Here is a 23,645-nt window from a genome sequence, read left to right as displayed (position 1 = left end):
GCAGAGATCCGACCGCCGACCGATGACGTCCCTGCCCGACCTTCGGGACCGGGAGGAACTACGAGCGGCGACGGCCTCCGGAATTCCCGTGGAGTACCTGTATTTCTGGGGCCACCGACCCTCCGTGGCGAACGGAGCGGACCGGAGTTGTCTGAGTCAGTGGTATCCGTCGCCGTTCTCGGTGGAGGGCGTCACCTACGCCACCGCGGAGCACTGGATGATGGCCGCGAAGGCCCGGTTGTTCGACGACCCGGAAGCCGAGCGGGCGGCCCTGACGGCAACGCATCCCGGCGGGGCGAAGGCAGCCGGCCGGCGGGTGCGGAACTTCGACGAGGCGCTCTGGGTCGGGCAGCGGCTCGCCCTGGTGGTGGAGGGCAACGTCCACAAGTTCGGTCAGCACCCGGCCCTGAGCCGGTTCCTGCTCGCCACGGGCTCGCGGGTGCTGGTGGAGGCGAGCCCGCACGACCGGATCTGGGGCATCGGCCTCACCGCGGACGAGGCACGCGCGAGCGACCCCCGGCAGTGGCCGGGGCTCAACCTGCTGGGCTTCGCCCTGATGCGTGCCCGCACGGAACTGCGCCGAGCCGCCGGGGCGGGCCGAGCCGGCAGGTCGGACGGGGACGGATCGGGCCCGGACGGGTCGGGCGGGGTCAGCGGCCCTCGACGAGGACGATCGCGACGGTGAGGCCGACGGCGAGGAGCAGGCCGACCGCTCCGCAGATCATCCCGGCCCGCGCCTGCCCCGGGTTGGTGGACAGGCCCTTGGCCACCCGCGACCGGGCGAGACCCCCGTAGACCAGCGCCAGGACGCCCGTCACCAGGGTCACCGGCCAGAGCCACACGCCCAGCGAGACGATGCCGAGGATCTGTGCCGTCAGTCCGAAGCTGTTGTTCGGGGGCGGTGGGAAGGCACGCCACCCCGGCCCCGGGGCGTAGGGGTGCACGGGCGGCGGATGGGCGCCGGGGAACGGATACGGCGCCGGCGGTGCGCCCGGGCCTTCGGGGCCCAGCGGCGGGGGCGGCACGGGTCTCGTCACGGGGCCGGAGTGCGGCGTGCCGTGGGCCGGCAGCGGGGCGTACGACACGGGCACAAACGCGTGGACGGTGTCCTGCGCCGGGGGCGGGGTCGCGAAGGGGTCCGCCGCCGGGCCGGTGTGCTCGGGGGGCTGCGCGGCCGGTGTGCCCGGGGGCAGCCGGTCCGCGGGGGACCGGCGGTCCCGGGCAAGCACCCAGGGGTCGGCGGGGGCGGCACCGGACGTCGTACCGTCCGGGTCCCCGGCGTCGCCCGGGGCGGGCCCGACCGGCCGGTCACCCGGCTCCCCCGGTTCCCGTCCCGCGTCCCGTCGCTCCTCGGACATCGTCCGCCCCCTCCGTCACCGATCCGGTCATGGTACGACCCGGCGCGGACCCGCCCCCGCCGCCTACGATGAACGGGCGCACCACCGATCAGCCGATCACCCGCGCCGTCCGCGGCGCCCTTCCCGGGGAGGACCCCTTGACCGATCTGCACGCCTTCATCGAAGGGCTGCCGAAGGCCGAACTGCACGTGCACCACGTCGGCTCAGCCTCCCCCCGCATCGTCTCCACCTTGGCCGCCCGGCACCCCGACTCCAAGGTGCCCACGGACCCCGAGGCCCTGGCGGACTACTTCTCCTTCACCGACTTCGCCCACTTCATCGACGTCTACCTGTCGGTCGTGGACCTGGTCCGCACCCCCGAGGACGTCCGGCTGCTGACCTACGAGGTGGCGCGTGACCTCGGACGGCAGAACGTCCGGTACGCGGAGCTGACCATCACCCCGTACTCCTCGGTCCGGCGCGGCATCGACGAGCGGGAGTTCATGGCCGCCATCGAGGACGCCCGCAAGGCCGCCGAGGCCGAGCTGGGCGTCACCTTGCGCTGGTGCTTCGACATTCCCGGCGAGGCCGGTCTCGCGGCGGCCGAGGAGACCGTCCGACTCGCCGTCACCGACGGGCTGCGGCCCGAGGGACTGGTGTCGTTCGGGCTCGGCGGACCGGAGATCGGGGTGCCGAGGCCCCAGTTCAAGCCCTACTTCGACCGGGCGATCGCGGCCGGCCTGCACTCCGTGCCGCACGCCGGCGAGACCACCGGCCCGGAGACCGTCTGGGACGCGCTGCGCGAGCTGGGCGCCGAGCGGATCGGCCACGGCACCAGCGCCGCCCAGGACCCGGCGCTGCTCGCGCACCTCGCCGAGCACCGGATCGCCCTGGAGGTGTGCCCGACGTCGAACGTCGCGACCCGTGCCGTGCCCAGCCTGGCGGAGCACCCGCTCGCGGCGATGGTGGAGGCCGGCGTCCTGGTCACCATCAACTCCGACGACCCGCCGATGTTCGGCACGGACCTCAACAGCGAGTACGGCGTGGCGGCCCGGCTGCTCGACCTCGACGAGCGGGGGATCGCGGACCTCGCCAAGAACGCCGTCGAGGCCTCGTTCCTCGACCCCGCGGGCAAGGCCCGGCTGAACGGCGAGATCGACGCGTACACGGCTGCCTGGCGCGCACGGTGACCTCCCGCAGTCGGTGACCTCCCGCGGTCGGTGAACGGCAAGGGGCGGGCGGTGCGGAACACGCGTACCGCACCGGCCCGTTGCGGGGTGGGCGGCGCGCCGGTGCGGGCCTCGCGCACAATGTCCCCATGCGCGCTGTCACCACCGTCGCCCACCGCGGCGACCCGTACCGGGTCCGTGAGAACACCCTGCCGTCGCTGCGCTCCGCGCTCGCGCTCGGGGCGGACGCCGTGGAGATCGACGTCCGGCTCACCCGGGACGGGGTGCCGGTCCTGCTGCACGACGCGACCCTCACCCGACTGTGGGGGCACGACCGCCCGTTGGACGGTCTGCGGGCCGAGGAGCTGCGGGAGCTGACCGCCGGTGGGGTGCCGACCCTGGTCGACGCGCTGGCCGCGACCGACGGGGTCCGGGTGATGGTCGACCTGCCCGGCGCCTCGCCCGCCGCGGCCCGCCGGATCATGGGCGTGATCCGGGACTGCGGGGCCGCCGACCGCGTGTACTACTGCGCGGGGGCGCGCACCATGCTCGCCGTCCGGGCGGCCGACCCCGCCGCCGAGATCGCGCTCACCTGGACGACCCTCGCCCCGCCCCGGCCCGCGCTGCTCGACGCGGTGCGACCGCGCTGGCTCAACTACCGCTTCGGGCTGGTCGACCGGGCGCTCGCCGAGCGGGTCCACGAGGGCGGCCACTTGCTGTCGGTGTGGACGCCGGACACCCGCCGGTCCATGCGGCGGCTGCTCGCGGCGGGCGTCGACTCGATCACCACCAACCGCGTCGCCACCCTCACCGCCCTGCGCGCCTCCGGCTCCCGGGGCCCGGCCGTCCCGGTGCGGGCCCGGACCGCCCGCCGAGCCCCGACTGACGGGCCCTCATCTCTCAGTGGAAACCCCGAGGTTGCCTCTTAGGTTCTAGGGGTCGGACCCCTCCCCGATGACGAGGCGGGGGCGCCGCGGGCCGAAGAGACTGAAGTGGTCGATCACCGAGCAGTCACCAGAGGACACCATGAACCGGACCCGTTCCGCGGCCGTCGCCGCCGCCCTCGTCACCGCACTGGTCTCCGGTGCGCTGGCCGCGCCCGCCGTGGCCGCGCCGGTTGCCCCGGCCGCCTCGACCACGACCGCGCACGACGACCTCAACCGGACGGCGCTGCGCGCGGCCATCGCCGGCCTGCCGAACGCGGACGCGACCTCGGCCCAGGTCCGGGTGGGCGGCGATGCGGTGTGGCGGGGCTCGGCGGGCGTCCGGGACCTGGAGTCGGGGCGCGCGGCCCTGCGCGACGGGCGGTTCCGCGCCGGGTCCACCACCAAGGTCGTCACCAGTGCCCTGGTGCTCCAACTGGCCGCCGAGGGGCGGATCGACCTGAACGCCCCGGTGCAGCGCTACCTCCCCGACCTGTTGCCGTCGACCTTCGAACCGGTGGCCGTGCGGCACCTGTTGACCTACACCAGCGGCATCCAGTCGGCGGACGCTCCGCCGAAGACCTGGGACGAGGAGTACGCGGGGCGGCTGGACACGCTGGACTACCGCGCGGTGGTGGCCGCGGGCATCGCCAAGGGGCCCGCGCACGATCCGGGCGACGCCCAGCGGTACGCGAACATCCACTACACGATCCTCGGCATGCTCGTCGAGGAGGTGACGGGCCGCCCGTTCGCCCGGGAGGCGCAGCGGCGGATCTTCGGTCCGCTGGGGATGCGGAACACCTACTTCCCGGGCAGCGACCCGGAGATCCGCGGCCCGCACAACCGGGGCTACCAGAAGGTGCGGAAGGCGGACGGGACGACCGGGTACGTCGACGTGACGCGCTGGAACCAGTACGACCGCTTCGCGGCGGGCGACATGATCTCCACGACCGCCGACCTGGAACGGCTGATGAAGGCGCTGGTGCGGGGGAAGGTGGCCCCCGAGCCGCAGCTGACGGAGATGTTCACGCTGCCCGAGGTGAAGGACCCGAAGGGCGCGTCGATGAGCGCGGGCTTCCAGCTGTTCGCCGTGCCGGGCGGGCCGAAGGTGTGGTTGAAGACGGGCGGACGCCACGGGTACCACACGATGGTCGCCGTGAGCGAGGACCGGTCCCGGACCCTGGTGCACTCGGTCACCAGCACGGACGCGAAGGGGCCCGACATGAGTGCGACCGCCCTGGCCATCGGGCTGGCCGCGTTCACCCCCTGACGGGCCGGACCCCCACGGCGTGCCGAGCACGCCGCGGGGGTCCGGGAGGGCGGGACGGTCAGCCGTCCAGCGAGGTCATCACGTGCTTGATGCGCGTGTAGTCGTCGAAGCCGTACGCGGAGAGGTCCTTGCCGTAGCCGGACTTCTTGTACCCGCCGTGCGGCATCTCGGCGACGAGCGGGATGTGGGTGTTGATCCACACGCAGCCGAAGTCGAGGACCTTGGACATCCGCATGGCGCGGGCGTGGTCCTTGGTCCACACGGAGGAGGCGAGGGCGTAGTCGACGCCGTTGGCGTACGCGACGGCCTGGGCCTCGTCGATGAAGGGCTGGACGGTGATGACGGGGCCGAAGACCTCGTTCTGGATGATCTCGTCGTCCTGCTTCAGACCGGAGACGACGGTGGGGGCGTAGAAGTAGCCCTTGTCGCCGACGCGCCGGCCGCCGGCCTCCACCTTGGCGTGCGCGGGCAGCCGCTCGATGAACCCGGAGACCTGCGCCAGCTGGTTCGGGTTGTTCAGCGGCCCGTACAGGACGTCCTCGTCGTCGGGCTGACCGGTCTTGATCTCGGAGGCGGCCTTGGCGAGGGCGGCCACGAACTCGTCGTGGATGGACTCGTGGACGAGGACGCGGGTGGCGGCCGTACAGTCCTGGCCGGCGTTGAAGAAGCCCGCGGTGGAGATGTCCTCGACGGCCTTGGGGATGTCGGTGTCCTCGAAGACCACGACGGGCGCCTTGCCGCCGAGCTCCAGGTGGACCCGCTTGAGGTCCTTGGAGGCGGACTCGGCGACGGACATGCCGGCGCGGACCGAACCGGTGATGGACGCCATCGCAGGGGTGGGGTGCTCGACCATGGCGCGGCCGGTGTCGCGGTCGCCGCAGACGACGTTGAAGACGCCCTTGGGCACGACGGAGCCGATGATCTCGGCGAGCAGCACGGTCGACGCGGGGGTCGTGTCGGACGGCTTGAGGACGACGGTGTTGCCCGCGGCGAGCGCCGGGGCGAACTTCCACACGGCCATCATCATCGGGTAGTTCCAGGGCGCGACCTGGGCGCAGACGCCGATGGGCTCGCGGCGGACGATCGAGGTCAGGCCCTCCATGTACTCGCCGGCCGAGCGGCCTTCGAGCATGCGGGCCGCGCCGGCGAAGAACCGGATCTGGTCGACCATGGGCGGGATCTCTTCGGAGCGGGTCAGACCGATCGGCTTGCCGGTGTTCTCGACCTCGGCGGCGATCAGTTCCTCGCCCCGCTCCTCGACCGCGTCCGCGATCTTGAGGAGGGCCTTCTGCCGTTCGCTCGGCGTCAGGTCCCGCCAGGCCGGGAAGGCCGCCGCGGCGGCGGCCATCGCGGCGTCGACGTCCGCTTGGCCGGACAACGGGGCGGTCGCGTACGCCTCGCCGGTGGCGGGGTTGACCACCTCAGTGGTCCGTCCGTCGGTGGCGTCCCGGAATTCTCCGTCGATGTAGTTGCGCAGACGACGCAGCTGGGTGCTCACTGCCAGGCCCTCCAGTCAGATGGTCAGGTGTCCGGTGGGTGAGACACCCACCTGTGTCCGATGCTAGTCAGCGACTGACGCTTTCAACATACCTGGCTACGGATGACTACGAAATCCGTGCAGATGAAAGCTCATAACAACGAATTTCATCGCTTTGGTCTTGCGAAAGCGACGAGACCTCGTGCACAGTGGTTGACGTGGCCAGTCGTAGCGCAGAACCCAGGGACTCCCGGAACGGGAACGGCTCTCCCCCGCTGGACGCCGTATCCCTCGCCATCATCGAACAGCTCCAGCAGGACGGCCGCCGGCCGTACGCCGCGATCGGCAAGGCCGTCGGCCTCTCCGAGGCGGCCGTGCGCCAGCGGGTCCAGAAGCTGCTCGACCAGGGCGTGATGCAGATCGTCGCCGTCACGGACCCGCTCACCGTGGGCTTCCGCAGACAGGCGATGGTCGGGATCAACGTCGAAGGCGATCTGGACCCGGTGGCCGAAGCGCTCACCGCCATGCCGGAGGTCGAGTACGTGGTGATGACCGCGGGCTCGTTCGACCTCCTGGTGGAGGTCGTCTGCGAGGACGACGACCACCTGCTCGAAGTGATCAACAAACGCATCCGGGCGCTGCCCGCGGTGCGCTCCACCGAGAGCTTCGTCTACCTGAAGCTCAAGAAGCAGACCTATATGTGGGGAACCCGATAGCCGTGAGCAAGGACCTCAGCCGAACCGCGTACGACCACCTCTGGATGCACTTCACGCGCATGTCGTCGTACGAGAACGCGCCCGTTCCCACCATTGTGCGTGGTGAGGGCACCTACATCTACGACGACAAGGGCAAGCGCTACCTGGACGGTCTCGCGGGTCTGTTCGTCGTCCAGGCCGGACACGGCCGCACGGAGCTGGCGGAGACCGCCTTCAAGCAGGCCCAGGAACTGGCCTTCTTCCCCGTGTGGTCCTACGCCCACCCGAAGGCCGTCGAGCTGGCCGAGCGGATAGCCCACTACGCCCCGGGCGACCTCAACAAGGTCTTCTTCACCACCGGCGGCGGCGAGGCCGTCGAGACCGCCTGGAAGCTCGCCAAGCAGTACTTCAAGCTCCAGGGCAAGCCCACCAAGCACAAGGTCATCTCCCGCGCGGTCGCCTACCACGGCACCCCGCAGGGCGCCCTGTCCATCACCGGTCTGTCCGCCCTGAAGGCGCCCTTCGAGCCGCTGGTACCGGGTGCGCACAAGGTCCCGAACACCAACATCTACCGGGCGCCCTCGTTCCTCGACCACGGCGACGGCGTCGACCCGGAGCTGTTCGGCCGCTGGGCCGCCGACCAGATCGAGCAGCAGATCCTCTTCGAGGGCCCGGAGACCGTCGCCGCGGTCTTCCTGGAGCCGGTGCAGAACGCGGGCGGTTGTTTCCCGCCCCCGCCCGGCTACTTCCAGCGGGTGCGCGAGATCTGCGACGAGTACGACGTCCTGCTCGTCTCGGACGAGGTCATCTGTGCCTTCGGCCGGCTCGGCACGATGTTCGGCTGCGAGAAGTTCGGCTACGTCCCGGACATGATCACCTGCGCCAAGGGCATGACCTCGGGCTACTCCCCGATCGGTGCCTGCATCGTCTCGGACCGGATCGCCGAGCCGTTCTACAAGGGCGACAACACCTTCCTGCACGGCTACACCTTCGGCGGCCACCCGGTCTCCGCGGCCGTCGGCCTCGCCAACCTCGACCTGTTCGAGCGCGAGAACCTCAACCAGCACGTCCTCGACAACGAGGCCGCGTTCCTGTCCACGCTCCAGAAGCTGAACGACCTGCCGATCGTCGGTGACGTCCGCGGCAGCGGCTACTTCTACGGCATCGAGCTGGTGAAGGACAAGGCCACCAAGGAGTCCTTCAACGACGAGGAGTCCGAGCGCATCCTCTACGGCCACGTCTCCAAGAAGCTCTTCGAGAACGGCCTCTACTGCCGCGCCGACGACCGTGGCGACCCGGTCATCCAGCTGTCCCCGCCACTGACCTCCGACCAGTCGACCTTCGACGAGATGGAGCAGATCATCCGCGGCGTCCTCCAGGAGGCGTGGACCCTCCTGTAGGTCACGGCCCCCTCAGCCCGACGTGAACACGGCCCGGGCGCACCCTTCCGAGTGAGAAGGGCGCGCCCGGGCCGTGTGCTTTCCGGGGAGCGGCGGCGGGCCTGCCTACGGTGCCCAGTGACCGATCGGCCCGGGCTTCGTTCCCCCGTACGGGGGACGGAACGGAACTGAACCGAGGTGCACGCCGCATGACGCCCCAGTCGCCCCCGTCGGCCCCGCCGGACAGCGACGCGCTCTGGGCCCGCTCCCTGAGCTTCTCGTACCACGGCTCGCCCGCGCTCACGGGCGTCTCGTTGGGGGTCCGCGAGGGCGAGATCCTCGCCGTGACCGGACCCCGCGGCAGCGGGAAGTCCACCCTGCTGCGGCTGCTGTCCGGGCAGTTGCTCCCCCGACGCGGCGGCGAGGTGTGGTTCAACAGCGTCCCCGTGCACACGCTCGGCCCGGCCGCCCGGGAACGGCTGCGCCGCGAGCGGTTCGGCTGGGTGGAGGCGGAACCCGGCCTCGTACCGGAGCTGAACGCCTGGGAGAACGTCGCCCTGCCGCTGATGCTGGCCGGGGTCGCCCGTCGCACGGCGAAGGCCGCCGCACTGGAGTGGCTGGCCCGACTGGACGTCGCCGACCAGGCCCGCAAGCGCCCGCACGCCCTGCTCCGGGCCGGGCGCCAGCGGGTGGCGTTCGCCCGGGCCCTGATCGGCGAGCCGTCCGTGGTCTTCGCCGACGAGCCGACCGCCGCCCTGCACCGCGCCGACCGGGCCCATCTGCTGCGCACGCTCACCACGGCCGCCCGTTCCCACGGCATCACCGTCGTCCTGGCCTCCCACGACCCGGACACCGCGGCCCTCGCCGACCGGACGGTGTCCCTGGTCGACGGGCGGCTGTCCGGCCCGGTCGGCCCGGCCGACGGTGCGACGGAAGGCCGGGCCGCGTGCTCGCTCTCCGTCTAGCGCTCGGCGCCGGCCCCTCGGTCCAGGCCCGCCGGCTCCTCGTCACGGCCGCCTCGACGGGCACCACCCTCCTGCTGCTGTGCACCTTCGGCTACGCGCTCGGCCACCCCTGGGCCGCCGCCGGCTCCTCCCTGCGGCTCGCCTGGTGCGCGGCGCCCCTCGCGGCGACCGCGTACCTGGCGCTGGCGGTGGCCCGCACCGATCCGGCCGCCCGACCGCGCCGGGGACTGTCCGCGGTGGGCCTCGGCCCCGCGCGGCGCGCGGTGTTCGCCGCGGTGTCGACGGCCGGCGCCAGCACCACCGGTGCCCTGGCCGCGCTGCTGCTCTTCCTGTACCTGCGCGGGGACCTCGGGTTCCTGCCGTTCGCCGGCGGGGCCTCCGAACTGCTCGCCGCCGACCGTGAGCTGCCCCTCGCCGCGATCCTGACGCTGCTCGCCCTGGTCCCGGTGACCGCGTCCGGTGCCGCCGTGCTGTCCCTGCGGCCCAGGACCTCCGTCGAGCCGGGCGGCGGCCGGGGCCGACCGGTCGTGCGCGACCCGGACGAGCTCGTCGACGACGCCGACCTCCCGCCGGCCGCCCCGGCGACGCCCGCCGGCCTGCCCTGGGGGATCGCCCTGCTCGCGGCGGGCCTCGCCGTGGAGTCGTACGCCGGCGGATCGGGCCCCGCACCGGGGCTGCGGCTGCCGGGCGGACTGGCGGGCGGCTCGCTGAGCGTGCTCGTCGGGTGGGCCCTCACCGCGGTCGGGCTGGCGCTCGCCGGGCCCGGAATGACGTACCTGTGCGGACGGGCCGTGCAGGCCGTGCGGCCGGGGGCGGTGCGGTTGCTGGCCGGGCGCGTGCTCCAGCGCGAGGCCCACCGGATCGGCCGGCCGCTCGGGGTGGTGTGCGCGGTCGCGGCGGGTGCCTACGCGGCGACCACGCTGTACACCGGTTCCGAGCCCGACACCGGTCCGCTGAGCGTGCTGGGCGCGGGTCTGGTCGTGGGGTGCGCCCTCGCCGCGCTCGCCCTGGCCGCGGTCGAGGCCCGGCAGGCGAGGTCGCGGACCACGGCGGCCCTGCTGCGGCAGGGGGCGCCCGCCGCGGCCCTGCGGGCGGCGGCCCTGCTGCGCGTCGCCGCCCTGTGCCTGCTGTTCGGCCCGTTGACCTGGGCGGTCGCGGCGCTCGCCGCGGCCCCGCTGGACCGCTGACCTGCTGGCGCGCCCGCCCCTGCGGTGCCTCAGCCCTGCTGCGCGTACGCCCAGAAGTCCCGCATCAGCTTCGGGGGCTGCGGTCCGGTCAGCTCCACCTGGGTCAGCAGGATCGTGACGGTGCCGGTGGCGGGCACCAGGTGCGCGGTGGTTCCCGTACCGCCCGTCCAGCCGTAGCGGCCCGGCACGTTCCACGGGTCGACGGCCAGGACGTCGACGGCACCCCCGTACCCCCAGCCCTGGCCTTCGAGGAAGAGGGCGCCGGCCTCGCGCTGGGCGGGGGTCAGGTGGTCGGTGCGCATCCGGCGCACCGACTCCGGGGCGAGCACCCGGCGGCCGTCGACGCCCACTCCGTCGGCGAGCAGCATCCGGTACAGCGCCCACCAGTCGTCGAGGGTGGAGACGAGCCCCCCGGCGCCGGACGGGAAGGACGGCGGACGGCTCCACGCCCCGTCGGGGGCGTCCACCAGGTCGAGCGCTCCCCCGTCGGCGGGCCGGTACTGGCTGGTGAAGCGGTCGAGCTTGCCGGGCGGTACGTGGAAGCCCGTGTCGCTCATCCCCAGCGGCTCGAACAGCCGCTGGGCCAGGTACTCCGGCAGCGGGCGGTCCGCGGCCCGGGCGACCAGCACGCCCTGGAGGTCGGATGTGGTGTTGTACAGCCACTGCGCACCGGGCTGGGCCAGCAGCGGCACCCGGGCCAGTGTCGCCGTCCACTCGTCGGGGGTGAGCGTGAGGTCCGGGCGCGGCGGCCCCTGGCGCAGTTCGGTGAGCAGGGGGGTGACGGCCGGCAGGTCGAAGTCGGCGGGGAAGCCGTACCCGGCGCGGGAGGTGAGCAGGTCGGCCACCGTGAGGGGGCGGTCGGCGGGCACCACGTCGTCCACCGGACCGTACGGGTCCCGGACGACGACGGGGGACGACAGTTCGGGCAGCCACCGGTCGACGGGGTCCTCGGGGGCCAGCGTGCCGTCCTCCACCAGGGTCAGCACGGCGGCGGCCGTGACCACCTTGGTGAGCGAGGCGATGCGGAAGATGCTGTCCCTGGCCATCGGTGCGGTGCCCCCGGTGTCCACCGCGCCGACGACCGCGATCTCGGTGCGTCCGGGGCGGGCGACCAGGGCCACGGCGCCCGGGACCGTTCCGTCGGCCACCCCGGCCCGTAGGAGACCGCCCAGATCGGTGCTGGTGTCGGGCATGCTGTGCCTTTCGGTTCGTGGCCGCGCCCCGGACCGGGTGCCGGGGCGGGTCCGCAGGGGGGACTCCCGGAGCGGCCCGGAATCATCGGAACACCGGGATTCACCCTTCCGGGGGATGGCCCGCGCATTCGTACGAGGAACTTCGCGCGGCAGCGATGAGTTCCGTGCGGCTCCCCCGTCCACTCATGGAGCGGCCCACCGCTTCTCATTGAACGGCCCGCCGCCGCGCCCGGCACTCCCGGACGGTCCACGGTGGACGGAGGAAACCGCCGGCACCACCCACCCGTCAGAAAGAGGACCCCGTGTACCAGCAGATGATCTTCCCGAACCTCCCCGTCGCCGACCTGGCGGCCTCCAAGGAGTTCTTCACCGGGTTGGGCTACGAGCTGAACCCCGCGTTCTCCGACGACCACACCGCCTCCGTGGTGGTCAGCGACACGATCGTGGTGATGCTGCTCGACCACGAGCGGTACGCCGACTTCGCGAAGAAGCCCATCGCGGACGCCACGAAGTCCAGCCAGGTGCTGCTGGCGCTGAGCGCCGAGAGCCGCGCGAAGGTCGACGAGCTGGTCGACACCGCGTTCTCCCTGGGCGCCACCCCGGCGGGCGACACCCAGGACCACGGGTTCATGTACGGCCGCTCCTTCGACGACCTGGACGGTCACACCTGGGAGATCGTCTGGATGGACCCGGCGGCCCTCGCCGGCTGACCCGACCGGGTGAACCGGCCGTCGGCGGTCAGCCCAGGACGACCGTCTCCGCCGGATCGAACTCCACCCCGACCCGCCGCCCGGGCTCCGGTGCGTCCCGCAGCCCGCACGCGGCCTCCAACGGGGGCGCCGTTCCGGCCGGCTGGAGGCGCAGCGCGACATGGGTGCCGCGGAAGGTCCGGGCGCTCACCTCGCAGGCCAGCCCGGCGTCCGGCCCCACCAGCCGCACCCCCGCCGGGCGGACCAGGACCAACCGCTCCCCCGCCGGAGTCCCTGCGGGCACGGTCAGCTCGCCCCAGGCGGTGCGCACCGTGCCACCGCTCACGACGCCCGCCACGATGTTGTCGAAGCCGAGGAAGCGGGCCACGAACTCGTCCGCCGGGCGCTGCCATACGTCGAGCGGGCTGCCCGTCTGGGCGACCCGGCCGTCCCGCATCACCACCACCCGGTCGGCGAGCGCGAACGCCTCGCCCTGGTCGTGGGTGACCGCGAGCACGGTGGTGCCCAGGGCGCCGAAGAGTTCCCGCAGTTCCACGACGAGCCGTTCGCGCAGGGTGCGGTCGAGTTGGCCCAGCGGCTCGTCGAGCAGCAGCAGCCGGGGGCGGGGTGCGAGGGCACGGGCGAGGGCCACCCGCTGTTGCTCCCCGCCGGACAGCGAGGCGACGGCCCGACGAGCTGCGCCGGGCAGTCCCACCAGGGTCAGCAGTTCCGCCACCCGGGCCTCCTGCTCGGCCCGTGGGGCCCCGTGCATCCGCAGGCCGAAGGCGACGTTGGCGCCGACGTCGCGGTGCGCGAACAGTTGGTGGTCCTGGAACATCAGGCCCACGCCCCGCTGGTGCGCCGGCGTCCCCGTCCGGTCCCGGCCGCCGAGCAGGACCCGTCCCGCGTCGAGGTCCTGGAGCCCGGCGACCGCCCGCAGCAGCGTGGACTTGCCGCTGCCGCTGGGGCCGAGCACGCAGACGACCTCGTGCTCGGCGACGTCGAGCGACACCGAGTCCAGCGCGGCGCGGGCGCCGAAGCGCACGGTCGCGCCGTCCAGCCGCAGAGCCGCTTCGGTGTCCGTACGGGTGGCGGTGGCGGTGGCGGTGCCGGCTTCGGCGTCGGTGGTCGGGTTCGCGGTCATCAGAACTCCCCCGCGTGATCGGTCCGGAGGCGTTCGAGGAGCAGCAGGGACACGGCGCACACCACCATCAGGAGGGTCGAGAGGGCCATGGCCTGGCCGTAGTTGAGTTCCCCGGCGCGGCCGAGGAGCCGGGCGACGGCGACGGGCAGGGTCGGTTCGTCGGGGCGGGCGATGAACACCGTGGCCCCGAACTCGCCCAGCGAGACGGCGAAGGCGAACCCGGCGGCGATCAGCAGCGCCCGCCGCACCAGGGGCAGGTCCACCTCGCGCCAGGCCCGCCACGGCGAGGCGCCCAGCACGGCCGCCGCCTCGCGCAGCCGCCCGTCGACGGACCTGAGGACGGGCAGCATCGTCCGCACCACGAACGGCACCCCGACCAGGGCCTGCGCCAGCGGCACCAGCCACCAGGAGGCCCGCAGGTCGAGCGGCGGCTCGTCCAGGGTGATCAGGAACCCGAAGCCGACGGTGACCGCGGACACCCCGAGCGGCAGCATGAGCAGCGCGTCGAAGCCGCGCACCAGGCGCCCCGCGCGCCGGGTCAGTGCGGCGGCGGCGAGCCCCCCGATGACCAGGGCGATGGCGGTGGCGGCGAGCGCGTACAGCAGGGAGTTGCCGATGGCGTTGATGGGCGGCACGAGGAACGCACCGCCCTCGGCGGAGGTGAGCGACCGGTAGTAGGTGAGGGTGAAGGCCCCTTCGGTGTCCTGGAAGGAGCGGGCCACCAGCACCCCGAGGGGCAGCACGATCAGCGCGGCGACGGTGGCCAGCACCCCGGCGAGCAGGGCCCACTGCCCCGCACCGCGCGGGCGGCGTGCGGTGACCGAGGGGTCGACCAGCCGCAGCCCGTGCTCCCGGCGGCGCACGCTCCAGGCGTGGACGGCGAGGATCAGGCCGACGGCGACGAACTGCACGAGGGTGAGCACGGCGGCGCTGGAGAGGTCGAAGATCTGGGAGGTCTGCCGGTAGATCTCCACTTCCAGGGTGGAGAACGCGGGGCCGCCGAGGATCTGGACCACGCCGAAGGAGGTGAAGGTGAACAGGAACACCATCAGTGTGGCTCCCGCGACGGCGGGCCGCAGCGCGGGCAGGGTCACCGTCCGCCAGGCGGCGAACCGGGAGGCGCCGAGCACCCGGGCGGCTTCCTCCTGCCGCGGGTCGAGTTGGGCCCAGAGTCCGCCCACGGTGCGCACCACGACCGCGTAGTTGAAGAAGACGTGCGCCAGCAGGATCGCCCACACGGTGGTGTCGAGCCGTACGCCGGCCGCCCGGTCCAGCAGACCGCCGCGGCCGAGGAGGGCGAGGAACGCCGAGCCGGCGACGACGGTGGGCAGCACGAAGGGCACGGTGACCACGGCCCGCAGCAGTTGCTTGCCGGGGAAGGCGAACCGGGCGAAGACGTAGGCACCGGGCAGCGCGATCAGCAGGGTCCCCGCCGTCGAGGCGAGGGCCTGCCAGGTGGTGAACCACAGCACCTCGCGGATCTCCGGGCGGGCCAGGACCTCCCCGATCGCCCCGAGTTGCCAGACGCCCTCCGGCCGCAGCCCGCGGGCCACGATCGCGGTCACCGGGTAGGCGAAGAACACCGCGAAGAACACCACCGGCAGCGCCATCAGCGCGCAGCGCAGCAGCGCGCCCCGGCGGTCCGACCGGGTGCGCGGGGCCGCGGGCCCGGCGGCGTCGGTGCGCCCGGGGCCCGTGCCGGCCGCCGCGCCCGACCCGGACGGGTCACCGGGGCGGGGGCCGTCGGCCGCGCGGCCTACTTCACTACGAGCGAGGTCCACTGCTTGACCCACTGGTCACGGTGGTCGGCGATCCGCTGCGGGTCCATCGTCAGCGGCGAGGGCACCTCGACCGCGTACCGGGCGAAGTCCGCGGGGACCTTGACGTCCTTGTGCACCGGGTCCACGAACATGTTCAGCGGCATGTCCGCCTGGAAGGTGCGCTCGCTCAGGAAGTCCAGCAGGGCCTTGCCGCCCTCCGGGTTCTTCGCACCCGCGAGCAGGCCCGCGTACTCCGCCTGCTGGAAGCAGGTGCCGGTGGAGACGCCGGTCGGCGCCTCGGCGGGCTTGGGGTCGGAGTAGATCGCCTCGACGGGCGGGGAGGAGGCGTACGAGACGACGAGCGGACGGTCGCCGCCGGCCTTCTTGCCGCCGGCGGAGCCGGAGAACTCCTCGTTGTACGCCTGGTCCCAGCCGTCCACGACCTTGACGCCGTTGTCCTTCAGCTTCTTCCAGTAGTCGGGCCACGCGGCGCCGCCCTGCTGGGCGACGGTGCCCATGAGGAAGCCGAGGCCGGGCGAGGAGGTGGCCGGGTTCTCCACCACGAGGAGGTTCTTGTACGCCGGCTTCACCAGGTCATCGAAGGTCTCCGGCGGGGTCACGCCCTTGTCCGCGAAGTACTTCTTGTCGTAGTTGACGCATATCTCGCCGGTGTCGACGAGGGTGACCCGGTCCTGCTTGTCGAGCAGCGGCCGCTTCGGGAGCCGGACGCTGTCCGCGCCCGTCGCCTCGTAGGGCGTGAAGAGCTCGTTGTCGAGGCCGCGGGAGAGCAGGGTGTTGTCGATGCCGAAGAACACGTCGCCCTGCGGGTTGCCCTTGGTCAGGATGGCCTTGTTGACGGCCACGCCCGCGTCCCCGTCCTCCAGGACCTTGAGCGTGTAACCGGACTCCTTCTCGAACTCCTCCAGCACCTCTTCGGAGGCGGCGAAGGAGCTGTGGCTGACCAGGGTGACCGTCTTGGACCCGCTGCCGTGCCCGTCGTCGCCGCTCTCGGCGCAGCCGGAGAGGGTGACGAGGCCCAGCCCGGCCGCGAGGGCGACGGCGGTGGCCTTCTTGGTGGTGCTCACGTGGTTGTTCCTCCTGGAGCGGACCAGGAAGAGACGCGGCCCCGCCCGCGGCCCCCGGGGCGGGAGCGCGGGCAGGGCGCAACAGCTTGAGTGGTGACCGAACTTCCTACCCGGAATGACCCGGGCGAGGTTCAGAGGGTCTGCGGCCCGCCGGTGTGACCCGGCTGCCGCACTCTCAGCGCTGTGGCGCTCCCCTGTCGGAAAATGCAGTTGTCTGTCGTGAAGGTGCTGCGAATGGCTCGAACCGCTCGCTGCGCACAGGACGCTATGCGGGCGTTCGGGACAAGAGTACCGCTCTAGCGTTCGGATGCCGCCAGCTGTCCACAGGCCCCGTCGATCTCCTGGCCCCGGGTGTCCCGGACGGTGACCGCCACCCCGTGCGCCGCGATGGCCTCCACGAACGCCTTCTCGTCCTCGGGACGGGACGCGGTCCACTTGGAGCCGGGCGTCGGGTTGAGCGGGATGAGGTTGACGTGCACCCGCTTGTTCTTGAGCAGTCGCCCGAGCAGGTCACCGCGCCACGCCTGGTCGTTGATGTCCCGGATCAGGGCGTACTCGATGGACAGTCGCCGACCGGAGCGCTCGGTGTACTCCCAGCCCGCGTCGAGGACCTCCCGGACCTTCCAGCGCGTGTTGACCGGGACGAGGGTGTCGCGCAGCTCGTCGTCGGGCGCGTGCAGGGAGATCGCGAGCCGGCACTTGAAGCCCTCGTCGGTGAACCGGCGGATCGCGGGGACGAGCCCGACCGTCGACACCGTGATCCCGCGCTGGGACAGGCCGAGGCCGTCCGGCTCCGGGTCGGTGAGGCGACGGATCGCCCCCACGACGCGGTTGTAGTTGGCCAGCGGCTCGCCCATGCCCATGAACACGATGTTCGACAGGCGCGCCGGGCCGCCGGGGATCTCCCCGTCCCGCAGCGCGCGCATGCCGTCCACGATCTGGTGCACGATCTCGGCCGTCGACAGGTTGCGGTCCAGCCCCGCCTGGCCGGTGGCGCAGAAGGGGCAGTTCATTCCGCAGCCGGCCTGGGAGCTGATGCACATGGTGACCCGGTCCGGGTACCGCATCAGCACCGACTCCACGAGGGTGCCGTCGAACAGGCGCCACAGCGTCTTGCGGGTGGTGTCGTCGTCGCAGCTGATGTGCCGCACCACGGACATGAGGTCCGGGAGCAGGGCCTCCTGCAACCTGTCGCGCGCGCCGGCCGGGATGTCCGTCCACTGGGCGGGGTCGTGGACGTACCGCGCGAAGTAGTGCTGCGAGAGCTGCTTGGCGCGGAACGGTTTCTCGCCGATGGCGGCGACGGCTTCCTTGCGCTCGGCGGGCGAGAGGTCGGCGAGGTGCCGCGGGGGCTTCTTGGCTCCGCGCGGGGCGACGAAAGTGAGTTCTCCGGGCTTGGGCATGGTGCCTCCAGTGTCGCAGACGCGAGCCCGTGGCCCGGGTGCGTCGCCGGCGGCGGTGGCCGGCACCCGCCACCCCCGTCGACTGCGGGCGACCCGGTGTCCGTCGCGTTCGCGCTGGTGGTCGCCGCCGGGGGCACCGTGCGACGGCCCGTGTCGGCGGCGACGGGGAGCCGGGCACGGTGCCGCGAGTCACAGCGGCACCGCGCACCGGACGGGCCCGCCCGCACGGACGGGCCCGTCGTTCGCTACTCCCGGGCCGATTCCGGTGACGGGGGCCCGCCTGCGCGCGGCAGCTGCCGGCGGGCGGCGCCGCGTGCTCCGGGCACGGGGGCGCCGCGGTGCAGGAACATCAGGAAGGGGGCGACGTAGGCCGATGCCTCCACCGGCGTCGCGCCGCCGGCGAGGACGAGGACCACGCCGGCCGACAGCGCGCTGCCGAACATCGCGGCCCGTGCGAGCAGGGCTGCTCGCCCCTCCGGGTTTTCGGACATACTTGGACTGCTCCTGTTCCTCCGAGGACGGTGAGCACGGGCCACCCGCTTCGTTACCAGGCGCCGCGGGTGGCCTGCTTCGTGTGGTGGGGCACCGCCGGTGCCCGCGGTCAGGCCGCGTCGGTGGACGCGTATCCGTCTCCTTCCGGCCAGACGACGACGATCTTCAGCCCGGCGCACAGGTCGAGCAGGTCGTCCTCCGGGCGGGAGGGCACCAACAGCGCCAGCTCCGGCTCGGGGAGGAAGCGGGCGTAGTCCAGGAGTTGCCCGACGGCCATCCGGACGGCGCTCCGCCCGACCGAGCCCTTGGCCTCGTAGAGCCGGTTGGCCGTGACGTCGTAGAGGTCGGTCAGTAGCCACTTCGCGACGCCGGTCGGTGCGATGCGGTGCCGCGTCGTCTCGTGGCCCAGCAGCCGGAGGTGGTCGGCGTACCCCAGGACCAGCTTCGCCTCGGCCCGTTCGGCCTCGTACGGTTCGCGGGAGGGCTCGACCCACATGCGCTCGGTGTACTGCGCCTCCACCTCCAGCGTCTCCACCCGGGGGCTGTCCTCGGGGGTGTGCGGAAGCTGGGAGCCGGCGGGCGGGGCCGCCGTGAGCGGCTGCAAGCGGAACATGATGACGCTGCGGACCGGTCCGTCGTTCGTCTCCGGCGCCTCGGTGCGGTACCAGGGCCGCTCCTCGGGCAGCACGAACTCCCCGAGGTACTGGCACATGCCCGAGCCGAGGCCCTTGAAGAGGCGCAGGGCCCGGCCCTCGCCCTGGTGCTTCAGGATGGCCAGGTTGCCCTGGGTCATCTTCTGGTCGCCGAGTTGGCCCTCGCCGGCGTAGTGGTAACAGCCGTCGTCGCCCCAGCCGTCGAAGTAGCCGTGCTTGTGGCCCTTCACCGGGTCCGTGAAGCAGAAGACGTTGGCGGACACCCGGGAGGGCCCGATCCCGCCCTGCCGACGCCCTCCGTAGCGCTCGTGCAGCTCGACGCGCTTGAGGACGTCACCGACGGCGATGTCCCAGTCGGTCGCCGTGTCCGTTGCCATCCTGCGGGCCACCCTTCATGCATTTAGGTCTACTGAACCACCTAAAACTCTAGGCTACATGAAGGCACTTCCCTCTCGCCGAAAGTATGTCCACCCACACTCCATAGCCAGCTACGACCAATCCTACGGGACGGGACCACTGCAACACCGGCTCCCCCATCGGTCGTTCGAACTGCGGAGCGAACAGGGGAGGAACAGGGTGGGCTACCAGATCAGGTGCGGATCGACGCAGACCACTACGGGGAAACCGTGCAGGAACCCGGCGATGGTCGGCTACTCCCGCTGCCAGCTCCACCGGGGGCCCCGGACGCCCCCGCAACGGCGGCGGACCAAGAAGCGCTGAACCCTCGCGCACGCAGCTGGCGAAGGGAAACGGTGAGGGCCGGTCGTCCCGTGGACAACCGGCCCTCACCGTCGTACGCGCAGGTCGAAACGCCCGCGTCCTGCACGGAGCCCGATCAGCCGGACCCCACGAAGATCACCATCAGCAGCCAGACCACCGGGGCCGTCGGCAGGAGCGAGTCGAGTCGGTCCATGATGCCGCCGTGGCCGGGCAGCAACGTGCCCATGTCCTTGATGCCGAGGTCCCGCTTGATCATGGACTCACCGAGGTCCCCCAGCGTGGCGCTGACGGCGACCGCGAGCCCCAGCAGCAGCCCCTGCCACCAGGTGCCCCCGTCGATCAGGAACTCCATGCACAGGGCGCCGGCGACCATCGCGAAGCCGATCGCGCCGAACAGTCCCTCACGGGTCTTGCCGGGGCTGATCCGCGGCGCCAGCTTGTGGGTGCCGAACCGCCAGCCGATCGCGTAGGCCCCCGTGTCGCTGACGACCGTCAGCACCAGGAAGGTCAGCACCCGCCAGGCACCGTCGTCGGCGGTGAGCAGCAGGGCCACGAAGGTCGCCAGGAACGGCACGTAGAAGGCGGCGAACACCCCTGCCGTGACGTCCTTCAGATAACCGTCCGGAGGCCGCGACATCCGCCACACGAGAACGGTCAGCGCGGTCAGCGCCATCGCCACCCAGGCCCCGTCGGTACCGCGCGCGTAGCCGGCGACGACTATGGCGGCCCCGCCCACCGCGAGCGGGACCAGCGGGGCGTCGATGTCCTTGCGTTCCTTGAGACGGCTGGTGAGTTCCCACAGCCCGACGACGACCGCGACGACAATGACGCCGACGAAGACCGCCTTCACCACGAACAGCGAGGCGACGATCACCGCGGCGAGCCCCAGCCCGACCCCTATGGCCGCGCCCAGGTCACGTCCCGCGCTCTTCTTCTGCGGTGCGGCGGGCGGTTCCGGTGCGCTGGGCATGGGCTCCTGTGGCATCTGCGACGCCGTCTGGTGCGGGGCCCGGCCTGCTCGGGAACCGCTCAGTTCCTCGGTACTGCCGTGGGTGGGGTGAGGGGCACCGCCCGGCGTCGCGGCTCCCCAGCCGTCCGGTACCCCGCCGGGAGGTGCACCGGGCACGACCGGCACGGGCCGGGTCTGCCCCGACCGCACGACGTCATGCGCATCGTACGCAGGAGCGGCCGGCACCGCCCCTCGGCCGGGGCCACCGGGGGTGGTGGTCCGCGGCGGGGCGTACGCCTGTGCGGCCCGACCGGGGGCGTACCCCTGGACGGGCTGTCCGGGCAGGGACGCGTACCCCTGGGCCGGCGCCGCGGGGGCGTGGCCGAAGGAGGGCTGGCCGGGAGTGCCGGGAGCCGGGGCGGCGTACCCCTGGACGGACCCGTGGTCCTGAGTCGGCCCCTGGCCGGACCCGTCGGCGGGTCCCTGGTCGGTCGGGAGCCCCGGCCCGGCGTATCCGGCCCGCGAGGGCGCTCCCCAGGAAGAGTCGTTCATCAGACTTCGAGCAGCTCGGCTTCCTTGTGCTTCAGCAGCTCGTCCACCTGGGCGACGTACTTCGTGGTGGTGTCGTCGAGTTCCTTCTCCGCGCGGCGGCCCTCGTCCTCACCGACCTCGCCGTCCTTGACGAGCTTGTCGATCGCTTCCTTGGCCTTGCGGCGCACGGCACGGATCGAGATCTTCGAGTCCTCCGCCTTGCCCTTGGCGACCTTGATGTACTCGCGGCGGCGCTCTTCGGTCAGCTCGGGGAACGTCACCCGGATGATATTGCCGTCGTTGCTCGGGTTGACGCCGAGGTCCGAATCGCGGATCGCCTGCTCGATGTTGCGCAGCGCGCTCTTGTCGAACGGGGTGACGACGGCCATGCGCGGCTCGGGCACGGAGAACGAGGCGAGCTGGTTGATCGGCGTCAACGCACCGTAGTAGTCCGCCACGATCTTGTTGAACATCGCCGGGTGCGCACGACCGGTGCGGATCGCGGCGAAGTCCTCCTTGGCGACGACGACGGCCTTCTCCATCTTCTCCTCGGCTTCGAGGAGGGTCTCTTCGATCACCACTTGCTCCTGCGTGTCTTGAGTAGGTCCAGCTCCGGTGGTGGCGCCGACCGCGTCGCGTCTGTCCCCTGCACGGTGTCCGACCGTCAGGGCTTTGTCCATCCCCTGTCCGTACCCCTGTCCCGGGTTCCCGGGAAGGAACCCCGCGGCGGCGCCCGGAGCGGGTACGGACCGGTTGCCGGCCGGGCGGGTCAGGCCCGGGCGCCCTGGTCGCCGACCAGGGTGCCGATCTTCTCACCCTTGACCGCGCGCGCGATATTGCCCTCGGCGAGCAGTTCGAACACGAGGATGGGCAGCTTGTTGTCGCGGCACAGGGTGATCGCCGTGGCGTCGGCGACCTTCAGGTCCCTGGTGATGACCTCGCCGTAGCCGAGGGCGTCGAACTTGACCGCGTCCGGGTTGGCCTTGGGGTCCGAGTCGTAGACCCCGTCGACGCCGTTCTTGCCCATGAGCAGGGCTTCCGCGTCGATCTCCAGGGCCCGCTGGGCGGCGGTGGTGTCGGTGGAGAAGTACGGCATGCCCATGCCGGCGCCGAAGATGACGACGCGCCCCTTCTCCAGGTGGCGCACGGCCCGCAACGGGATGTACGGCTCGGCGACCTGCCCCATGGTGATGGCGGTCTGCACCCGGGAGTCGATGCCCTCCTTCTCCAGGAAGTCCTGGAGGGCGAGGCAGTTCATCACGGTGCCGAGCATGCCCATGTAGTCGGAGCGGGCCCGGTCCATGCCGCGCTGCTGGAGTTCGGCGCCCCGGAAGAAGTTCCCGCCGCCGATGACCAGGGCGATCTCGAAGCCGTCGCGGACCACGGCCGCGATCTCCCGGGCGATGTTGTGCACCACGTCGGGGTCGACGCCCAGCGCCCCGCCGCCGGCGAACGCCTCGCCGGACAGCTTCAACAGGAAGCGCCCGGGAACCTTGCCGTCGTCGCTCTTCGCGCTCTTCTCGCCGGTGCCGGCCTGGGTGGTCATGGGGTTCTCCTCGTGGTGCACATGCGAAGAAGGCCACTGCCGGTGGGGTGTCGTACGCATCCCATGCTCGGCAATGGCCTCCTCGTCAGATCTGCGGTCCTCCGTCGCGCACGCGGTTCGTACGCGGGCGACCGCTGTAGACCCTAGCGGTTGTCTACGGGCGATCGCGGAACGGACTCAGATGCCGACCTTGATGCGCGAGAAGCGCTTCAGGGTGACACCGGCCTCGTTCAGGACCTGCTGGACGGACTTCTTCGCGTCGAGGGCGTACGGCTGGCCCAGGACGGTGGCGTCCTTGAAGAAGCCGTTGACGCGACCTTCGACGATCTTCGGGATGGCAGCCTCGGGCTTGCCCTCCTGGCGGGTCGTCTCCTCGGCGACGCGGCGCTCGGCCTCGACGACCTCGGCGGGGACGTCCTCGCGGGAGAGGTACTTCGGCGCGAAGGCGGCGATGTGCTGCGCGATGCCGCGGGCGACCTCGGCGTTCGGCGCGTCCAGCTCGACCAGGACACCGATCTGCGGCGGGAGGTCGGGCATCGTGCGGTGCATGTAGGCCGCGACGTAACCGTCGGCGAACTGGGCGAAGCGATCGAGGACGATCTTCTCGCCGAGGTTGGCGTTGGCCTCGTCGACGTACGCCTGCACGGTCTTGCCCGGCTCGATCTCGGAGGCGAGCAGGGCCTCGATGTCGGCGGGGGAGGTGGCGGCGACGTGCGCGGCCAGCGCGCCCGCGACGGCCTGGAACTTCTCGCCCTTGGCGACGAAGTCCGTCTCGCACTTCAGCTCAAGGATGACGCCGGAGGAGTTGTCGTCGGCGATGACGGAGACCACGGCGCCGTTCTCGGCGGAGCGGCCCTCGCGCTTGGCGACGCCCTTCTGGCCCTTGACCCGGAGCAGCTCAACGGCCTTCTCGACGTTGCCGTCGGCCTCGTCGAGCGCCTTCTTGCAGTCCATCATGCCGGCGCCGGTGAGCTCGCGGAGCTTCTTGACGTCGGCGGCGGTGTAGTTCGCCATGAGTCTATCTTTCTCGAAGTCTGGAAGATCGAGGATCTACGGGTCACCGGTCGGCCGGGCGGCT

At 72.2% G+C, this 23,645-nt stretch carries 22 protein-coding genes and 1 riboswitch; of the genes, 9 read left to right on the top strand and 13 right to left on the bottom strand.

Annotation, left to right across the window (positions count from 1 at the left end; all coding sequences use genetic code 11):
* Positions 1-22 precede the first annotated feature (22 nt).
* On the top strand, positions 23-685 hold the full coding sequence (locus ACFV88_RS17070) for an NADAR family protein (RefSeq protein ID WP_385491803.1): 663 nt from the start codon (positions 23-25) through the stop codon (positions 683-685).
* Here the strand turns inward: ACFV88_RS17070 and ACFV88_RS17065 are convergent.
* Entirely contained in the window at positions 651-1,358 is a 708-nt protein-coding gene (locus ACFV88_RS17065) for a hypothetical protein (protein ID WP_385491618.1), read from the bottom strand. The two genes, ACFV88_RS17070 and ACFV88_RS17065, sit on opposite strands and share 35 nt — an antisense overlap.
* A 68-nt stretch (positions 1,359-1,426) precedes the next feature.
* Between ACFV88_RS17065 and ACFV88_RS17060 the strand changes: the two genes are divergently transcribed.
* The 3 genes from ACFV88_RS17060 to ACFV88_RS17050 all read left to right on the top strand — a co-directional run bounded on the left by ACFV88_RS17060 (position 1,427) and on the right by ACFV88_RS17050 (position 4,699).
* Positions 1,427-2,527, top strand: a complete 1,101-nt coding sequence (locus ACFV88_RS17060) for an adenosine deaminase (RefSeq protein ID WP_385491616.1) — start codon at positions 1,427-1,429, stop codon at positions 2,525-2,527.
* A 128-nt stretch (positions 2,528-2,655) separates the two neighbouring features.
* Entirely contained in the window at positions 2,656-3,435 is a 780-nt protein-coding gene (locus ACFV88_RS17055) for a glycerophosphodiester phosphodiesterase (protein ID WP_385491613.1), read from the top strand.
* A 97-nt stretch (positions 3,436-3,532) separates the two neighbouring features.
* Positions 3,533-4,699, top strand: coding sequence for a serine hydrolase domain-containing protein (locus ACFV88_RS17050; protein ID WP_385491610.1), 1,167 nt, complete (start codon positions 3,533-3,535; stop codon positions 4,697-4,699).
* Between the two features lie 58 nt (positions 4,700-4,757).
* On the opposite strand, the gene ACFV88_RS17045 is transcribed toward ACFV88_RS17050, so the two are convergent.
* Positions 4,758-6,197 carry a gamma-aminobutyraldehyde dehydrogenase gene (locus ACFV88_RS17045; protein ID WP_385491607.1) on the bottom strand — a complete coding sequence of 480 codons (1,440 nt, stop codon included), beginning with the start codon at positions 6,195-6,197 and terminating at the stop codon, positions 4,758-4,760.
* A 197-nt stretch (positions 6,198-6,394) separates the two neighbouring features.
* Here ACFV88_RS17045 and ACFV88_RS17040 point away from each other — a divergent pair, with 197 nt between their 5' ends.
* The 4 genes from ACFV88_RS17040 to ACFV88_RS17025 all read left to right on the top strand — a co-directional run bounded on the left by ACFV88_RS17040 (position 6,395) and on the right by ACFV88_RS17025 (position 10,402).
* Positions 6,395-6,892 (top strand): Lrp/AsnC family transcriptional regulator, encoded by a 498-nt coding sequence (locus ACFV88_RS17040; RefSeq protein WP_385491605.1) that lies wholly within the window; start codon positions 6,395-6,397, stop codon positions 6,890-6,892.
* Positions 6,877-8,271 carry an aspartate aminotransferase family protein gene (locus ACFV88_RS17035; RefSeq protein WP_385491602.1) on the top strand — a complete coding sequence of 465 codons (1,395 nt, stop codon included), beginning with the start codon at positions 6,877-6,879 and terminating at the stop codon, positions 8,269-8,271. Before ACFV88_RS17040 ends, ACFV88_RS17035 begins: the two co-directional genes overlap by 16 nt.
* Before the next feature lie 188 nt (positions 8,272-8,459).
* On the top strand, positions 8,460-9,215 hold the full coding sequence (locus tag ACFV88_RS17030) for an ABC transporter ATP-binding protein (RefSeq protein WP_385491600.1): 756 nt from the start codon (positions 8,460-8,462) through the stop codon (positions 9,213-9,215).
* Positions 9,197-10,402, top strand: a complete 1,206-nt coding sequence (locus ACFV88_RS17025; RefSeq protein ID WP_385491598.1) for a hypothetical protein — start codon at positions 9,197-9,199, stop codon at positions 10,400-10,402. Before ACFV88_RS17030 ends, ACFV88_RS17025 begins: the two co-directional genes overlap by 19 nt.
* Positions 10,403-10,431: 29 nt before the next feature.
* On the opposite strand, the gene ACFV88_RS17020 is transcribed toward ACFV88_RS17025, so the two are convergent.
* Complete coding sequence (locus tag ACFV88_RS17020; RefSeq protein ID WP_385491595.1) at positions 10,432-11,595, bottom strand: serine hydrolase domain-containing protein; 1,164 nt, start codon at positions 11,593-11,595, stop codon at positions 10,432-10,434.
* Between the two features lie 302 nt (positions 11,596-11,897).
* Between ACFV88_RS17020 and ACFV88_RS17015 the strand changes: the two genes are divergently transcribed.
* Complete coding sequence (locus ACFV88_RS17015; protein ID WP_385491592.1) at positions 11,898-12,305, top strand: VOC family protein; 408 nt, start codon at positions 11,898-11,900, stop codon at positions 12,303-12,305.
* Positions 12,306-12,333: 28 nt separating this feature from the next.
* On the opposite strand, the gene ACFV88_RS17010 is transcribed toward ACFV88_RS17015, so the two are convergent.
* The 10 genes from ACFV88_RS17010 to tsf form a co-directional block, all read right to left on the bottom strand.
* Positions 12,334-13,428, bottom strand: coding sequence for an ABC transporter ATP-binding protein (locus ACFV88_RS17010; protein ID WP_385491590.1), 1,095 nt, complete (start codon positions 13,426-13,428; stop codon positions 12,334-12,336).
* Positions 13,428-15,038 (bottom strand): ABC transporter permease, encoded by a 1,611-nt coding sequence (locus tag ACFV88_RS17005; protein ID WP_385491800.1) that lies wholly within the window; start codon positions 15,036-15,038, stop codon positions 13,428-13,430. The genes ACFV88_RS17010 and ACFV88_RS17005 overlap by 1 nt, the downstream gene beginning before the upstream one ends.
* Before the next feature lie 146 nt (positions 15,039-15,184).
* Positions 15,185-16,273 (bottom strand): thiamine ABC transporter substrate binding subunit, encoded by a 1,089-nt coding sequence (locus tag ACFV88_RS17000; protein WP_385491587.1) that lies wholly within the window; start codon positions 16,271-16,273, stop codon positions 15,185-15,187.
* Between the two features lie 85 nt (positions 16,274-16,358).
* Positions 16,359-16,479: riboswitch (TPP riboswitch) on the bottom strand.
* Between the two features lie 90 nt (positions 16,480-16,569).
* Complete coding sequence (rlmN, locus tag ACFV88_RS16995) at positions 16,570-17,676, bottom strand: 23S rRNA (adenine(2503)-C(2))-methyltransferase RlmN (protein WP_385491585.1); 1,107 nt, start codon at positions 17,674-17,676, stop codon at positions 16,570-16,572.
* Between the two features lie 245 nt (positions 17,677-17,921).
* Complete coding sequence (locus ACFV88_RS16990) at positions 17,922-18,167, bottom strand: hypothetical protein (protein ID WP_385491582.1); 246 nt, start codon at positions 18,165-18,167, stop codon at positions 17,922-17,924.
* 110 nt (positions 18,168-18,277) lie between these two features.
* Positions 18,278-19,198 carry a restriction endonuclease gene (locus ACFV88_RS16985; RefSeq protein WP_385491579.1) on the bottom strand — a complete coding sequence of 307 codons (921 nt, stop codon included), beginning with the start codon at positions 19,196-19,198 and terminating at the stop codon, positions 18,278-18,280.
* Positions 19,199-19,656: 458 nt separating this feature from the next.
* Positions 19,657-20,736, bottom strand: coding sequence for a phosphatidate cytidylyltransferase (locus ACFV88_RS16980; protein WP_385491797.1), 1,080 nt, complete (start codon positions 20,734-20,736; stop codon positions 19,657-19,659).
* Positions 20,737-21,041: 305 nt separating this feature from the next.
* Positions 21,042-21,599: a ribosome recycling factor gene (gene frr, locus ACFV88_RS16975; protein WP_385491577.1), complete on the bottom strand. Its 558-nt coding sequence runs from the start codon at positions 21,597-21,599 to the stop codon at positions 21,042-21,044.
* A gap of 191 nt (positions 21,600-21,790) precedes the next feature.
* A complete protein-coding gene (gene pyrH / locus ACFV88_RS16970; RefSeq protein WP_385491575.1) occupies positions 21,791-22,567 on the bottom strand; it encodes a UMP kinase in 777 nt (258 codons plus the stop codon).
* 177 nt (positions 22,568-22,744) lie between these two features.
* Complete coding sequence (tsf, locus tag ACFV88_RS16965; RefSeq protein ID WP_385491572.1) at positions 22,745-23,581, bottom strand: translation elongation factor Ts; 837 nt, start codon at positions 23,579-23,581, stop codon at positions 22,745-22,747.
* Positions 23,582-23,645: the final 64 nt, after the last annotated feature.

Source organism: Streptomyces sp. NPDC059816, from assembly GCF_042732055.1.
Taxonomy (GTDB): Bacteria; Actinomycetota; Actinomycetes; order Streptomycetales; family Streptomycetaceae; genus Streptomyces.
Note: the sequence above shows the minus strand (reverse complement) of the source record. Positions and strands in the feature narration are given on the sequence as shown.

Excerpts from the sequence above, each read along its gene's own strand:
- ACFV88_RS17070 (WP_385491803.1), top strand. The coding sequence starts at position 23 with ATGACGTCCCTGCCCGACCTTCGGGACCGGGAGGAACTACGAGCGGCG.
- pyrH (WP_385491575.1), bottom strand. The coding sequence starts at position 22,567 with ATGACCACCCAGGCCGGCACCGGCGAGAAGAGCGCGAAGAGCGACGAC.
- ACFV88_RS17010 (WP_385491590.1), bottom strand. The coding sequence starts at position 13,428 with ATGACCGCGAACCCGACCACCGACGCCGAAGCCGGCACCGCCACCGCC.
- ACFV88_RS16985 (WP_385491579.1), bottom strand. The coding sequence starts at position 19,198 with ATGGCAACGGACACGGCGACCGACTGGGACATCGCCGTCGGTGACGTC.
- ACFV88_RS17020 (WP_385491595.1), bottom strand. The coding sequence starts at position 11,595 with ATGCCCGACACCAGCACCGATCTGGGCGGTCTCCTACGGGCCGGGGTG.
- ACFV88_RS16990 (WP_385491582.1), bottom strand. The coding sequence starts at position 18,167 with ATGTCCGAAAACCCGGAGGGGCGAGCAGCCCTGCTCGCACGGGCCGCG.
- ACFV88_RS17060 (WP_385491616.1), top strand. The coding sequence starts at position 1,427 with ATGAACGGGCGCACCACCGATCAGCCGATCACCCGCGCCGTCCGCGGC.
- ACFV88_RS17005 (WP_385491800.1), bottom strand. The coding sequence starts at position 15,038 with ATGGCGCTGCCGGTGGTGTTCTTCGCGGTGTTCTTCGCCTACCCGGTG.
- tsf (WP_385491572.1), bottom strand. The coding sequence starts at position 23,581 with ATGGCGAACTACACCGCCGCCGACGTCAAGAAGCTCCGCGAGCTCACC.
- ACFV88_RS17030 (WP_385491600.1), top strand. The coding sequence starts at position 8,460 with ATGACGCCCCAGTCGCCCCCGTCGGCCCCGCCGGACAGCGACGCGCTC.
- rlmN (WP_385491585.1), bottom strand. The coding sequence starts at position 17,676 with ATGCCCAAGCCCGGAGAACTCACTTTCGTCGCCCCGCGCGGAGCCAAG.
- ACFV88_RS17065 (WP_385491618.1), bottom strand. The coding sequence starts at position 1,358 with ATGTCCGAGGAGCGACGGGACGCGGGACGGGAACCGGGGGAGCCGGGT.
- ACFV88_RS17050 (WP_385491610.1), top strand. The coding sequence starts at position 3,533 with ATGAACCGGACCCGTTCCGCGGCCGTCGCCGCCGCCCTCGTCACCGCA.
- ACFV88_RS17055 (WP_385491613.1), top strand. The coding sequence starts at position 2,656 with ATGCGCGCTGTCACCACCGTCGCCCACCGCGGCGACCCGTACCGGGTC.